The 12949-nt window shown below is 63.2% G+C and carries 15 protein-coding genes; 8 read left to right on the top strand and 7 right to left on the bottom strand.

The window, feature by feature from the left end; all coding sequences use genetic code 11:
• Positions 1–80: 80 nt before the first annotated feature.
• Both ACIGGF_RS03480 and ACIGGF_RS03475 read right to left on the bottom strand, forming a co-directional pair.
• Positions 81–1787 (bottom strand): GAF domain-containing protein, encoded by a 1707-nt coding sequence (locus ACIGGF_RS03480; protein WP_397520050.1) that lies wholly within the window; start codon positions 1785–1787, stop codon positions 81–83.
• Positions 1780–2451 (bottom strand): response regulator, encoded by a 672-nt coding sequence (locus ACIGGF_RS03475; protein ID WP_397520154.1) that lies wholly within the window; start codon positions 2449–2451, stop codon positions 1780–1782. Before ACIGGF_RS03475 ends, ACIGGF_RS03480 begins: the two co-directional genes overlap by 8 nt.
• 276 nt (positions 2452–2727) lie before the next feature.
• On the opposite strand from ACIGGF_RS03475, the gene ACIGGF_RS03470 reads away from it, so the two are divergent.
• The gene (locus ACIGGF_RS03470) at positions 2728–3036 is read left to right on the top strand and encodes a WhiB family transcriptional regulator (RefSeq protein WP_032405493.1); all 309 of its coding nucleotides are present in this window, start codon (positions 2728–2730) and stop codon (positions 3034–3036) included.
• A gap of 119 nt (positions 3037–3155) precedes the next feature.
• A complete protein-coding gene (locus ACIGGF_RS03465) occupies positions 3156–3377 on the top strand; it encodes an ANTAR domain-containing protein (protein WP_397520049.1) in 222 nt (73 codons plus the stop codon).
• A gap of 144 nt (positions 3378–3521) precedes the next feature.
• On the opposite strand, the gene ACIGGF_RS03460 is transcribed toward ACIGGF_RS03465, so the two are convergent.
• Positions 3522–4736 (bottom strand): EAL domain-containing protein, encoded by a 1215-nt coding sequence (locus tag ACIGGF_RS03460; protein WP_397520048.1) that lies wholly within the window; start codon positions 4734–4736, stop codon positions 3522–3524.
• A gap of 448 nt (positions 4737–5184) precedes the next feature.
• Between ACIGGF_RS03460 and praA the strand changes: the two genes are divergently transcribed.
• Entirely contained in the window at positions 5185–5694 is a 510-nt protein-coding gene (gene praA / locus ACIGGF_RS03455) for an alkane oxidation protein activator PraA (protein WP_397520047.1), read from the top strand.
• A gap of 46 nt (positions 5695–5740) precedes the next feature.
• Complete coding sequence (locus ACIGGF_RS03450; RefSeq protein WP_397520046.1) at positions 5741–6460, top strand: hypothetical protein; 720 nt, start codon at positions 5741–5743, stop codon at positions 6458–6460.
• 61 nt (positions 6461–6521) lie between these two features.
• On the opposite strand, the gene ACIGGF_RS03445 is transcribed toward ACIGGF_RS03450, so the two are convergent.
• The 4 genes from ACIGGF_RS03445 to ACIGGF_RS03430 all read right to left on the bottom strand — a co-directional run bounded on the left by ACIGGF_RS03445 (position 6522) and on the right by ACIGGF_RS03430 (position 10031).
• Positions 6522–7631 (bottom strand): GGDEF domain-containing protein, encoded by a 1110-nt coding sequence (locus ACIGGF_RS03445; protein WP_397520045.1) that lies wholly within the window; start codon positions 7629–7631, stop codon positions 6522–6524.
• Positions 7632–7729: 98 nt separating this feature from the next.
• Positions 7730–7948: a hypothetical protein gene (locus ACIGGF_RS03440; RefSeq protein WP_397520044.1), complete on the bottom strand. Its 219-nt coding sequence runs from the start codon at positions 7946–7948 to the stop codon at positions 7730–7732.
• A 386-nt stretch (positions 7949–8334) separates the two neighbouring features.
• Complete coding sequence (locus ACIGGF_RS03435; RefSeq protein WP_397520043.1) at positions 8335–9198, bottom strand: DUF559 domain-containing protein; 864 nt, start codon at positions 9196–9198, stop codon at positions 8335–8337.
• Between the two features lie 173 nt (positions 9199–9371).
• Positions 9372–10031 (bottom strand): SGNH/GDSL hydrolase family protein, encoded by a 660-nt coding sequence (locus ACIGGF_RS03430; RefSeq protein WP_397520042.1) that lies wholly within the window; start codon positions 10029–10031, stop codon positions 9372–9374.
• Between the two features lie 140 nt (positions 10032–10171).
• Here ACIGGF_RS03430 and ACIGGF_RS03425 point away from each other — a divergent pair, with 140 nt between their 5' ends.
• From ACIGGF_RS03425 to ACIGGF_RS03410, 4 genes are read left to right on the top strand one after another with little or no spacing between them, the layout of a single operon-like run.
• On the top strand, positions 10172–11395 hold the full coding sequence (locus ACIGGF_RS03425; RefSeq protein ID WP_397520041.1) for an alkane 1-monooxygenase: 1224 nt from the start codon (positions 10172–10174) through the stop codon (positions 11393–11395).
• Positions 11395–11559: a rubredoxin gene (locus ACIGGF_RS03420; RefSeq protein WP_057478976.1), complete on the top strand. Its 165-nt coding sequence runs from the start codon at positions 11395–11397 to the stop codon at positions 11557–11559. The genes ACIGGF_RS03425 and ACIGGF_RS03420 overlap by 1 nt, the downstream gene beginning before the upstream one ends.
• Positions 11556–11729 (top strand): rubredoxin, encoded by a 174-nt coding sequence (locus ACIGGF_RS03415; RefSeq protein WP_008710332.1) that lies wholly within the window; start codon positions 11556–11558, stop codon positions 11727–11729. The genes ACIGGF_RS03420 and ACIGGF_RS03415 overlap by 4 nt, the downstream gene beginning before the upstream one ends.
• Positions 11726–12940, top strand: a complete 1215-nt coding sequence (locus tag ACIGGF_RS03410; RefSeq protein ID WP_397520040.1) for an NAD(P)/FAD-dependent oxidoreductase — start codon at positions 11726–11728, stop codon at positions 12938–12940. Before ACIGGF_RS03415 ends, ACIGGF_RS03410 begins: the two co-directional genes overlap by 4 nt.
• The last annotated feature ends 9 nt before the right edge of the window (positions 12941–12949 follow it).

The following is a 12949-nucleotide window of genomic DNA, read 5'->3' as shown; positions in this document are numbered from 1 at the left end:
GACCTCACGTGCGGTGCTGCATTCCGTCGACGTCCCCGTCGTCGTCGTACCGACGAACCGATGAGCGTGTCGCATGTCGATCAGGGCAATGGCACCGACCACGTCACCTCGGTGCCATTGCCGGAAGGCCCGCGGCCGATGAGCAGCGATCCACCACACTCCGCCGCACGGGCCGCGAGATTGGACAGTCCGCTTCTGGTGATGTTCTCGGGCATACCTATTCCGTTGTCCGACACCACGATCTCGAGCTCGTCTCCGACGGACAGTACGACGGTCACCGTGTCGCACCGCGCATGGTGGACCACGTTGCTGACCGCCTCACGCACAACGGCAACGGCGTGGTCGGCAAGCTTGGTGTCGACAACCGACAGCGGACCGAACATCCGCACGACGGCACGGACGGCGACGTTCTCGGTGAGTTCGAGAACCGCGCCGTTGATTCGTTGACGCAAACGGGTGGCAGAGTGGGACGTGCTCTGCAGGTCGAAGATCGTCGTTCGGATGTCCTGCACCGTGTCCTGCAGATCATCGACGGTCCTGGACAGCCGTTGCCTGATGTCCTCGGATTCGGTGCGCTGCAGCGTACTTTGCAGGGCCAGACCCGCTGCGAAAATCCGCTGAATCACGTGATCGTGTAGATCGCGAGCGATACGGTCGCGGTCGGACAGCACTTCGAGTTCGTGCATCCGACGACTGGCATCGGCCATCTGCATCACCAGCGCGGCTTGATCGGCAAAGTTCGAGACCAGTTCCAGTTGGAACTCGTCGAACGTCCCCCGGTCCTGCGTGCGGAGCACCACCAGAACACCGCTGACGCCCTCGGCCACGCGGAACGGTGCAATCAATGCCGGCCCGAACACGCCGTCCAGTTCTGCGGGCCGGTAGTCCAGGCGCTCTTTCCGCAAAGCCGTTCGACGCCGAAATGCCACTCCCGTGCTCGACCCCTCGACCGGGATGACCGCACCCATCATCCGCTCCTCCCCGATTCCTTCGCAGGCCGTGACGACGAGGCGAGTGACATCCTCGAACGGCTCGTCGGCGTCCTCGGGAACTGCGATGAACGCGGCGTCGGAATCGGTCAGGTGCAATGCCTTACGAGAGACCATCTGCAGCACCTCGGCGATGTCCGTTCCGGCGAGGAGCTCGGTGCCGATGTCGCGAGTTGCCTCCATCCATGCCTGGCGAACACGTGCGTCCTCGTACAACCGCGAGTTCTCGATGGCGATGCCGGCCGCGGACGCCAGCGCCTTCGTGACGACCTCGTCGTCCTCGGTGAACTGCTTGCCGTCTCTCTTCTCGGTGAGATACAGATTGCCGAAGATTTCGTCCCGAACCCGAATAGGCACGCCCAGAAACGTTTTCATGGGTGGGTGGTTCGGCGGAAAACCGACCGAATCCGGATGCGCCGAGAGGTCCTCGAGTCGAAGCGCCGCCGGATGGTCGATCAGCAGTCCGAGTACCCCGCGGCCGGTGGGGAGCGGGCCGATGGCCACGCGCGTGTCCTCGTCGATGCCGTGGTCGATGAACGCACTGAGGCCATGACCCTCACCTCGAACGCCGAGTGCACCGTATCGAGCTCCGACCAGCTCAACGGCCGACTCCACGATCGAGCGCAAGGTCACCTCCAGATCGAGACCGGACGTGACGACGAGCATGGCGTCGAGCAGTCCGTCGGCTTGCACTCTGGCATCGGCGATTCGGCCTATTCGATCCTGAACCTCGGCCAACAACTCACCGAGTCGCAGTTGTGGAAGCGACGATCCGGTGTCCGCGTGTCGGTCATCCATCCCGCGACCCCGGTTTCCCGGTCGACGGGGCGGCCGTATCCGCCAGCTTGGACGCGTACACCGCAGCCTGGGTACGACGCTCCATCCCGAGCTTGCCGAGCAACCGCGACACGTAGTTCTTCACTGTCTTCTCCGCCAGGAACATCCTGGCGGCAATTTGCCTGTTGGTCAGCCCCTCACCCAACAGATCGAGCAGCGTTCGCTCCTGGCTCGTCAAGTGATCGATCGGTCCGGGAGTTGCCGTTCCGGCCCGGAGTTTGTCCATCAGCGCCGCGGCCGCGCGATTGTCTAGTAACGATCGACCGGATCCGACGTCCTTGATCGCGCGCGTGAGTTCCATGCCCGTGATGTCCTTGACGACATAGCCGCTCGCGCCCGCGAGTATCGCGTCGAGCATGGCCTGGTCCTCGGTGAACGAGGTGAGCATCATCGTCTTCAGGTGGGGCAGGCGGGCGAGGAGTTCGCGACACAGTTCGATGCCGTTGCCGTCGGGAAGTCGCACGTCGAGCACCGCGACGTCCGGCTGCAGGGCCGGTATTCGCGCCAGCGCCTGGGCACAGGTGCCGGCCTCTCCGATGACTTCGAGTTCCGAATCGGAGTCGATGAGGTCGATCAGACCACGTCGCACGATCTCGTGATCGTCCACCAAGAACACCGTGACCACGATGACCCCCTCACCTGCGTCCACGCTGGGCGCCCAGACCTCCGAGCCTACGACGCACAGGAGAAGTGAACCGGCCCTTCGGTCATCGAAACAGAGGACCAAAGTCCTTCGTGTCGGTATGTCCTGGCGATTCCGCCGGCCTGTCGTTCAATAAATGTTTGTACCAACTGGTTTCACCCCGGTACGGGCAGCATCGGACTTTCGTGGGTTTCGCTTTCTCGAGATGGGGAATATCGGTCGTGGAACGATCGGCACGACGCGAAACGGATCACGACGATGACGGATGACCAGGTCTGGCGCCTCAAAGGTGCGTGCATCGACGACATGGATGCCTATGACTCGCAGCAGCTTCCCCGCCACGGGCGTAAGCGCGCAGAAAAAGCATGGCGTCTGTGCGCCGATTGCCCGGTGTTGCGCAATTGCGCCGAACAGACGGCTCGCGATATCGAATCGGGTCGCATCCCGGTCGGCGTGGTCGTCGCCGGTGCGGCTTACCACGACAACGCGAGCAACGGCCGTCGCACCGATGCGTACCGCACTCTCGAATTTCTGATCGGACGCCCGCTGTCCAACCCTGCCGCCTGATCACACCGCGGTCACGGAAGGCTACGCATTCGGTAACGCCACCAGCTCTGTTCGATGCACTTTCGGCGCGTCTTCTTGGCGTTGACCTGCGTCGGAGCGGGCTGCGCAACAATCGCTCCATGACCGCACCGCAGACAACCCACGCAGGGCTGCCGGTCGATGTGGAGATGGCTCTTGCACGGCGGGCACCGATCGAACAAGCGAAGGGGATGCTGATGGCGATACATCGCGTCGACGCCGACGCCGCATTTTCGATGCTCGTCAGACAATCACAGAGCACCAACCGCAAACTTCGCGATATTGCGCAGGAATTGGTGGACAGAGCCTCGACCCAGCGGTGAAAATTCAGACAGCCCCGTACGCTGTTTTTTCAACGTACGGGGCCTGAGTGATGCTGCAGTCCGGACTACTCCATCACCTGGTGTGCCGTATGCCCTGCCGCGCCGCACCGAAACATCCCCGCGAACCGGGCCATCGCACGAAGGTCAGAACCGCGCCAATATCGCACGGGCACAACGCACTACGGTCGCTCGGTCGTAGGACATCACGTAGTCGAATTCACGGTCTGCGTCCACCTCACCGCGGTGCAGATCTATGGCCGCCAGCACTCCGCAGAAGTGCGGTCCGAGCACCACGACGTTCCATTCCTCGACGAGCGAGTCCAATGGATCCAGTGGCGCATGCATGATGCCACCTTCCTGCACATACCCCATCCCGACGCCGTAGACGCCGGCATACGAAATCTGCTCCGCCATCGACACCCAGCGAGAGCGGGTGGTGGCAGTGAAGTGCTCGGCCCTCTGGAAAGTACCGAGTACCAACGTTTCCGGCCCCGCAGATGTCGCCTGTATCTCGAGCGACGTGCTCATCGCGACCAGTAGGCGCTTGGTGCTTCGGGTGGCGGTCTTGCCTTCGGCCGCGATGGCGTACGGCGATTCCAGCGATGTCGCCGGGGTGTTCCACGTGGGGAACGGTGGCATCACCTCGGCGGCGTCGGCCGGGAGCTCTTCGGTCGATTGCGTGGCCGGGTACAGCTCGCCCACCCCGTAGGTCGCACCGAGTCCCAGTGCGCGGCTGCGATGCAGCGCTGTGTCGACTCCGCTGGCGACGACCACCGCGCCCGTACGTTCGACCTGAGCGGAGACGGCATGCGCCGTGCGCGCGGTGGCCAGGTCCGGACGGGTGGACACCATCGTTCCCGCGAGAATGATCACGTCAGGTTCGATGAGCGGGAGCAGAGTCATCGATTGCGGCCGACGACCGACGTCGTCGACTGCAACAACTTTGCCCTCGCGTCGGGCCTTGTCGATCGCTGCGAGAGTACGAGCCGGGTTGTCCACCAACGCTGCCTCGGTGACGACGACGATATCGCGGCGCAGTTGCTCTTCGGTGGCGGCGTCGATCGAGGCGAGCGAATCGACATCCATGGAGACGAGCATCGGCAGGCGCACCGACTGTTCGAGTCGAGCGACTCCCCACGCCAATGCATCGAGCTCTCGCTTGGCATCCATTGCCCTGGCCGCTCGCTTGAGTGCGTCGGCAGAGGCAAGGGGGCCGTCCTCCGGCCCGCGCAGCTGCACTTCGATCGCTGCGAGCGCGCCGTTGTCCAGCCGACAGACCGGGGCGAAATACGGTTGCACCGTCAACTCTCCCGTGTCCGTGTCGACTGCGGATCCTGCTTCGGCCAGCGCGAACGTCACACCACAGTTTGACACGAAAAAGCGACCCATGTCCGGCGGGGGTGCATCGGAGTTTCAAACCCGACTTCGTCAGTTGGTTTTCGCTCTTTTGATCCTGAACGACGTAAGTGTCACGGACGGCGTCACAACTATCTCGTTTGGATAACTTTGCATAACGTTTTCGTAACAGGCTCAGCAGCCCCTCGAGGCGCTTCATAGTCGAATAGGCCAACGAGGAAACCGGGCCGAAAACCCATGACGGAGTGGACTTTCGAGCCGGAGGACCATTTTCATTACCGTGGCGTACAACAAACGTACCGCCCGTATTGTGACTTCTCACAGAGTTGAAATGAACCAATTCCGACAAACGGTTCGCCGACCTAACGTCCGTGCTGGCTACCGGATCTCCGGTGCCACCCGCTGCCCCGACGGGGCTCCGGAGCCGCTTTCGGACTTGGAGGATCGACCGATGAAGCTCAACTCACCGTCCCGCTCGCGCACAGTCGCCGCCGTATTCGCCGCCGTCGCCATCACCGGGGCGACAGTCGGTGCCGCCAGCGCCGGTGCCGCCACCATCTCACCCGCCGGAACTGCATTCACTGCGCCCGGAACAATCGTCGTGAGCACCCCTGCCTCGTTCGGAGTGCCGGTCAGCTGCTCCATCACCCTCTCCGGCACCACCAGCGCCGACGGCTCGTCGGCATCCATCACCGACGCCCGGATCAGCGGATCGAACCGGCTGTGCGGCCTGCCCCAGCTGAAGAATCTGCCCTGGACCCTGACCCCCACCAGCGCCACCACCGGTGAGGTCTCGAACGTCGGCTTCTCGCTGGTCGGGTACAACTGCGGACCCGCCACCCTGGCCGGCTCTTTCGACAACATGACCAACACCCTGACGTCGTCCAATCAGCCGATGCCGGGCAACTGCACTGTGAACAGCCTGTCTGTTCAGCCCGATCCGGCCTTCACGCTGTCCTGACGCTCGACCTGGTCCGAAAATCAACCCGATACCCGAAGGAAATCACGTGAAGATCCGCAACAAGACAGTCGTCACCATGGCGGCACTGGCGTCGTCCGTCGCATTGGCAACGGTGGTGGCTGCCCCGGCCAACGCTGCCGACACCCTTCCCATCACCTTCCAGGCAGATACGACGACGATCATCGCCAAGACGGGTCAGCCGGTGGTGTTCCCGACCACCGACCTGGTCACCGACGTCGACCTGGTCGGCGGAACCGTCACCGGTTCGCTGACGCTCCCGCAGGCATCGGCCGACCTGAAACTGGGCCCTGCGACGCTGGCCAACTTCACCATCTCGATCGTCGACGCGACCCCGGTATCGGGCACCCTCGTCCAGGGCGGTCCCGCCGAGGCCCCCACGCTGGATCTCGACGTGGAGCAGAGTTTCAAGATTCGTATCGATTCGGTGAAGCCGCTGGGAATCGACACCGGATCGGCAGGGTCGGCCTCGGTCGATCTCATCCCCTCGGGTGCCAACTGCGTCACCGCCGAAACCACGGCCAACCTCACCGGTTCACTCGATGCAATCGACCTGATCCAAAACAACCAGGCCGACGCACATGTCAAGGGCACCTACACGATTCCGCAGTTCGAGAACTGTGGCGCATTCACCTCGGTGCTCAACGCCATCATCGCCGGCCCGGGCAACACCCTGGACGTGCACCTGACCAACCCGGTCTTCGACGTCGGTACGCAGAACGCGATGGCAGCCGAGGTCGCCCGCTAGAAATACGCAACAGACCCGTCGCGACGCCGATCGGTTCCGAATTCGGAATCGATCGGCGTCGTCACTGTCGTTCGTCGACCGCTCGAATCGACAGTGACTCGTTCACGTGGTGCGCGACGCGATCGCCGCCCAACCTTTTTGCCTGATACATCGCCTTGTCGGCCCGGCTGAGCAGATCGCTGATGTCGTCCTCGATGGTCCGCATCTCGACAACCGCCTCCGCGATACCGAACGAGGCAGTCAATGGAGAGCGATCTGTACTGTTGCACAGTCGAATTCGCAGGAGCTCGGATTTTTCGATCACAGCGTCCAGTCCGTTGACGCAGACGACCGCGAACTCTTCGCCGCCGAGTCGAACCGTGACTGCCGGGGCGGGGAAGATCTCGAGAATGCGCGCCGCTGTCGTTCTGATGACGGAGTCTCCGTGCTCGTGTCCGTACCGATCGTTGACGGCTTTGAAGTTGTCGATATCGATCACCACCGCGGTCACGGAATCGCAGGAACCGGATCGGAATTCGAGGTTTCCGATTGCCGCGTCGAAGCCGCGTCGGTTCTGCATTCCGGTGAGGGGGTCGTAGAACGCTCCTGTTGCGTCGCGACGCAACAGCATGAGAAAGGTATGACAGATCAGCGGGGCCGAGAACATCACCAATATCAACATCACGAGGTAGAGGTTGGCCTGCAGACGCTGCTGCGGGCCGCCGACCAGGGCCGAGGCATAGAGGGCGGCCGTGGTGACGAGCGCAAAAACGTGATGTGCGGTGAACAGTTTCGGGCCGTGAAATCCCACGACGTAGCTGCCCACAACGGTGAAGAGGGCTGCCATGGGCAGCACCGTGGACGGCTCCTCCGTGGTGAGGAGAACGACGGCGAGGACAACGTCGGCATACACGACGAAGGCAATCGACATCTCCCACCGCGGCCAGCCGCCGATCACCCAGGCCAACCCCATCGGCACCGTGGTGACAACCGTGAACCACAGAGGCCAGCTGCCGAGCCTGCCGTCGGCCAGAGCCGGAATGGTCAGGGCGATGGCTGCTGCAACGCCGTACAGCCAGCACCAGATTCCGATCAGAACCCTGGTGACGTGCAGCGCCCGTTGAGAGCGGGCATACGCGACGTTCCACCCGTAGTCGACCGGGAGCAACCACCATTGGCGAAGACTGTTCACTGTGTAGTGCAGCTTTCCTCGTATCCCGACCTGGACCGACAAGTCAACCACAGACGAAACCGCCTGGTCCGTGAACGTGCGAACTTCCCAGCCCAGCGTCAGCCGCGCATCCCGTCGGCCAGTTCGAGTACCCGGCCCGCATAGGTCACCACGAACGCGTCGAGCGCTTGCTGGGACAGTTCGGGGCAACCGGCACGTCGGAAGAAGTGCTCGAGATCCACCAATTTGTCCCCCAGTCCGACGCGCCGGCGATCCAGCGCTTCGAGTTCCACGACCAAGGCTTCGAGTTCCTTGGCTTTGCGCACCACGTCGTCCATCGAAACACCGTCCACTTCACGGGAGCTGGGCCCAGATCGGGCGGCGGAGCCGGGCTTCCCTCCCAGCCCCGCCGAGTGCCACAGTACTCTCTATCGAACACATGTGCGAGTGATGTATCGGACATGGCTTTGTACCACTCATCCTGTGCACAATCCGGGATGGTGGCCTACAGTTTGTGACATGCTCCAGATGAGGGGTCCGAACAGGGTTCGACCGCCAGGCTCGACAAGTCCAATTCAGTTGGCGCTCTTAGCTATCCTCACGATTGCTGTGATCGCAATGGTCGTCCTTGCCATCCATGAAGGCCGCCTCTGATCGCGCACCTGAGCGTCCGCTGTCGACCATGATCGGCGGCATTCCGCGCCCTGCGCACGGTTCCGGACGGTCACGTCCGGGGTAGCGACCGGCCGACTGCGTCGATCGAACGTCGACGTCGCCGGACCACCTCGATGATCTCGTCCACCACGCGTCGCGTATCGCCCATCGCCTGAACGGCCGAATACCGCAACACCAACCAGCCCTCCAGAACCATCCTGTTCTGTCGTCGGCGATCGGTGTCGAACGCCTTACCCGAGATGTGGAAATCGCGGCCGTCGATTTCTACGATCACCCGCGCCCGGAAGTCCACGAGGTCGCCGAAGTACGGCCCGACCCGGGCATTGATCTCCATGAAGAAGTGCCTGGCGGACAGTGCTCGTGCCACCACGCGCTCGGCCTCGGATCGAGTGCCGAGGCAACATAGGCGCAATTGTCTCCGTACGGCTTTCATACCGTGCATGCCGCGAGATCGTTCGCACGCCGTCGCGATTCGACGCCGCAGCGCCGGCCGTGCGATAGCCGTATCGAAGAATCGCTCCAGCTCCTCACCGGTGAGAGTTGCCGCCACGTCCACGAACACCTGAGCCAACGTCACCACCGGAAGGCCTCGGCACCGGTCCGAGCCAGGGAGGCGTCGGCGATGGATCTTGACCCAGTCCGGTGCCTCGTGCCGTGCCGTCGGCGGCACAGTTGCCGTGACGTGCGGCGGCTCTTCCTCCACCAACCCCCACACCCACGCCGCGGTCAGATGGCTCAGTACAGCGTCGGGCTTCCACAGAGTCACCGCAGTGCACAGGTCCAGGTAGTCGGGCTTTGCAGTGGCATAGATCCCGGGCAGGACACGAATCAACTGCCCGGACGCCGCTCGACGCGTGATGGTGCTGCGACTTGCCCCCTGAGCGATCAGATCGACCGCGGCATGAACCCCCATGTGAATACCGTGAACGGTCGAGGACACCTGCACCAGTGGCATTTTCGAAACCTGTGGATAGATTCGAGTTATCCACAGGTTGCCGCACCTGAGCGTCCGCTGTCGACCTCCACCGGCGGAATCCCGCGCCCGAAGCACGGTTCCGAACGCTCAGGTCCGCTCGGGCGCCGTCCTCACGCTCCGACCGCTGCAGCAACCTCGGCCGCCATCTCGGCAGCGGTTCTCGCTGTCGGATGGACGCCGTCGAACGTGGCACCCGGCCGTCCGAGCAGTGGCGCGAACTCGGCGACGGCTATGCCGCGCTCGGCGGCCAGGAGTCGGATGCCACTGTTCAGCTCGTCGGCGCTGACCGTGCGCGCCGACGGCACCGTGGCGATCACAACCGTGTCGACGTCATGCGCCCGGTCCAGAATTTTGCGTAGGTTGTCGACGATCCGGGGCACCGGTACCGATCTGGCGAGGTCGTTGGTGCCACCGTTGACCACGAGTATGTCCGGATTCGCTGCCAGTGCCTCGCCGGAGCGGGCGAGTACCTGCGCCGTCGTAGCGCCGTTGACTCCGAAGTTGCCCCCGTCGGCCATGGGAGCGGCATCGCCGCACACGAGGTACGAATACCACGAGGTGTCGCCGTGAATTCCCCACTCGACGCGTGAATTACCCTGCGCCATCGAATCTCCCAGCGCCACCAATCGTGGCCCGGCGTCGTTGACGCTCCAGCCGAAGCAGTGCGCGTTGCGGACCGTCAGTGCCGGCTTCTTCAGTGGTCCTGACACCAGCGCAGCAGCGAGCGCCAATCCGAGTACCCCGGCAATCCACAGTCGAGTTCTTCGCACGCCGGGATTGTGCCCCATGCCCGACACCGTCACCACCACAGCCCGGCACGATTTTTACAAATACTCGTTTTTGTCCATCAAGACGACAAATTCCGTGTATTGTCCATTGCACAGTGATCGGACTTACACGAGGAGTGACGATGACCGCATCGAATATCGACGACCAGGCACAGGCGCCGGTCGACGGGTGGCACGACCGAAAGCGATATCTCTGGCTCATGGGCCTGGTTCCGCCCACGGCGGTGTTCGTGGCAACCGGTCTGGTGTGGGCCTTCAACCAGCTCGGGTGGAACGCCGTGGCACCGGTCTGGTGGTGGATCGGCGCATTGCTCGTCTACGGACTGCTCCCGATTCTCGACCGGTTCTTCGGACCCGACGGCGACAATCCACCCGACGAGGTGATGAAGGCGCTCGAGGAAGACAAGTACTACCGCTACTGCACCTACGCCTACATTCCGTTCCAGCTCGCCAGCCTGGTGCTCGCCTGCTATCTCTGGTCGGCCGACAACCTGTCGTGGCTCGGCATCGACGGAGGGCTGGGGCTGATCTCCAAGATCGGCCTCGCAATCAGCATCGGCGTGGTCGGCGGCATCGGCATCAACACCGCTCACGAGCTCGGGCACAAGAAGGTCGAGCTGGAGCGTTGGCTGTCGAAAATCACTCTGGCACAGACGTTCTACGGGCACTTCTACATCGAGCACAATCGTGGCCACCATGTTCGCGTCGCCACCCCGGAGGATCCGGCGAGCTCGAAGTTCGGCGAGAGCTTCTGGGCCTTTCTCCCTCGCAGCGTCTGGGGCAGCCTGAAGTCGTCGTGGGAGCTCGAGAAGACGCGCATGGAGCGACTGGGCAAGAGCACGTGGAGTATTCACAACGATGTGCTCAACGCCTGGCTGATGTCCGTCGTCCTCTACGGCGTCCTGGTGGCAGTGTTCGGCCCGATCGTGTTGCCGTTCCTGGTAATTCAGGCAATCTACGGCTTCTCGCTGCTCGAGACCGTCAACTACCTCGAGCACTACGGCTTGCAGCGTCAGAAGAAGGACAACGGCCGCTACGAACGTTGCACCCCCGAGCACAGCTGGAACTCGGATCACATCGTGACCAACATCTTTCTGTATCACCTTCAGCGACACAGTGATCACCATGCCAACCCCACCCGGCGTTACCAGACCCTGCGCAGCATGGATGGAGCACCCAACCTGCCGAGTGGATACGCGAGCATGATCTCGCTGGCCTACTTCCCGCCGGTGTGGCGCAAGGTGATGGACCACCGCGTTCTCGATCACTACGACGGCGATATCACTCGCGTCAACATTCAGCCGTCCAAGCGGGAGAAGATCCTCGCCGCTCACGGAGCGAAGTGATGGCCGCCTACGAATGCCCGGTGTGCGAGTTCGTCTACGACGAGTCCAACGGCGCACCGCGCGAGGGCTTCCCGGCCGGCACCGCATGGTCCGACGTACCGGACGACTGGCCGTGCCCCGACTGTGGTGTCCGCGAAAAAATCGACTTCAGGAGTAAGGCATGAAGCTCTACCGCTGCGTTCAGTGTGGATTCGAATACGACGAGGAACTCGGCTGGCCCGAGGACGGCATCGAACCCGGCACCAAGTGGGACGACATTCCCGACGACTGGTCGTGCCCCGACTGCGGCGCTGCCAAGGCCGATTTCGAGATGGTCGAGGTCGAACGCGGGTGACTACTCGGCCAGCCGGCAACGTCGTGATCGTCGGCACCGGTGCCACCGGGTACACCGCCGCCAAAGTTCTACGCGCCGAGGGCTTCACCGGGTCCATCACGCTGATCGGTAGTGAACCGGGGGCCACCTACCGCCGACCGGCGGTGTCCAAGGAGCTGCTGCTGGGCACGAAATCGGTCGATCAGGTGGTACTCGGTGCAGCCGTCGACGGTGTCGATGTTCGTACCGGCGTCACCGCAACCGCCGTCACCGATTCGGCCGTGCAGCTGGACGAGGGTGACCCGGTTCCGTACGACGCACTGCTGCTGGCAACGGGTTCTCGCGCACGGCAACTGGACGTACCGGGTTCCGCTCACGGGTTCACCCTCCGTAGCGCCGCCGACGTCGTACCGCTGCAGGCCGACATCGTCCGAACAGGGTCGTTGTTGGTCATCGGTGGTGGCCTGATCGGATGCGAGGCAGCAGCAGCGGCCCGGTCACTCGGTGCCGAGGTCACGGTGTTGGAGGCGGCATCGATACCGCTCAGCAGAATCGCACCGGCCGAGATTTCGAAGATGTATCGAGACCTACACGCAGACAACGGCATTACGATGCATACCGACGTCTGCGTGACCGACCTGGAGAAACTGCCCGACGGCACGCTCCTGGCCACCGCTCGAGACGGTCGCTCCTGGTCCGCCGGCACGGTGCTGGTGTCCGTCGGCTCGGTCCCCAACGTCGAGCTGGGTCACGACCTTGGCCTCGAGATCGGCTCCGGAATTGTCGTCGACGCCGGGCTGCGCACGTCGAAGCCCAACATTTATGCCGCAGGTGACGTCGCCGAAGTACCAAACCTGGTCCTCGGCGGAACATATCGAAGTGAGCATTGGAACGGGGCCGTCGACCAGGCCACCCGGGCCGCGCGGTCCATCCTCGGGCTCGACGTCGGCGATCTCGACGTTCCGTGGGGATGGTCCACCCAGCACGGCGTCAACCTGCAGTTCGCGGGGTGGACCAGTGCGGACGACGAGTACGTCGTGGTTCGCGGTTCGATCGAAGACCGCCGGTTCACCGCGTGTGCGCTGCGCGGCGACACCGTTGTCGGAGCCATCGGAGTCGGATACCCCAAGGACATCCGGCAGATCCGCTCCCTCATGGCAGGCGCAGAGCCCATCGCTCGCAATGTCCTCGGAGAAGATTGGCTGGATCAGCCGCATGCGGTCGTTCGATAGAGTCGTGCT

This window comes from Rhodococcus sp. NPDC078407 (genome assembly GCF_044542515.1).
GTDB lineage: Bacteria > Actinomycetota > Actinomycetes > Mycobacteriales > Mycobacteriaceae > Rhodococcoides.
The sequence above is the reverse complement of the archived record's forward strand: the minus strand, read 5'-3'. Positions and strand labels throughout refer to the sequence as shown.

Coding starts and splice junctions, on each gene's coding strand:
- ACIGGF_RS03440 (WP_397520044.1), bottom strand. CDS start 7,948: ATGGACGACGTGGTGCGCAAAGCCAAGGAACTCGAAGCCTTGGTCGTG.
- ACIGGF_RS03480 (WP_397520050.1), bottom strand. CDS start 1,787: ATGGATGACCGACACGCGGACACCGGATCGTCGCTTCCACAACTGCGA.
- praA (WP_397520047.1), top strand. CDS start 5,185: ATGAAGCTCAACTCACCGTCCCGCTCGCGCACAGTCGCCGCCGTATTC.
- ACIGGF_RS03470 (WP_032405493.1), top strand. CDS start 2,728: ATGACGGATGACCAGGTCTGGCGCCTCAAAGGTGCGTGCATCGACGAC.
- ACIGGF_RS03415 (WP_008710332.1), top strand. CDS start 11,556: ATGAAGCTCTACCGCTGCGTTCAGTGTGGATTCGAATACGACGAGGAA.
- ACIGGF_RS03420 (WP_057478976.1), top strand. CDS start 11,395: ATGGCCGCCTACGAATGCCCGGTGTGCGAGTTCGTCTACGACGAGTCC.
- ACIGGF_RS03465 (WP_397520049.1), top strand. CDS start 3,156: ATGACCGCACCGCAGACAACCCACGCAGGGCTGCCGGTCGATGTGGAG.
- ACIGGF_RS03435 (WP_397520043.1), bottom strand. CDS start 9,198: ATGGGGGTTCATGCCGCGGTCGATCTGATCGCTCAGGGGGCAAGTCGC.
- ACIGGF_RS03425 (WP_397520041.1), top strand. CDS start 10,172: ATGACCGCATCGAATATCGACGACCAGGCACAGGCGCCGGTCGACGGG.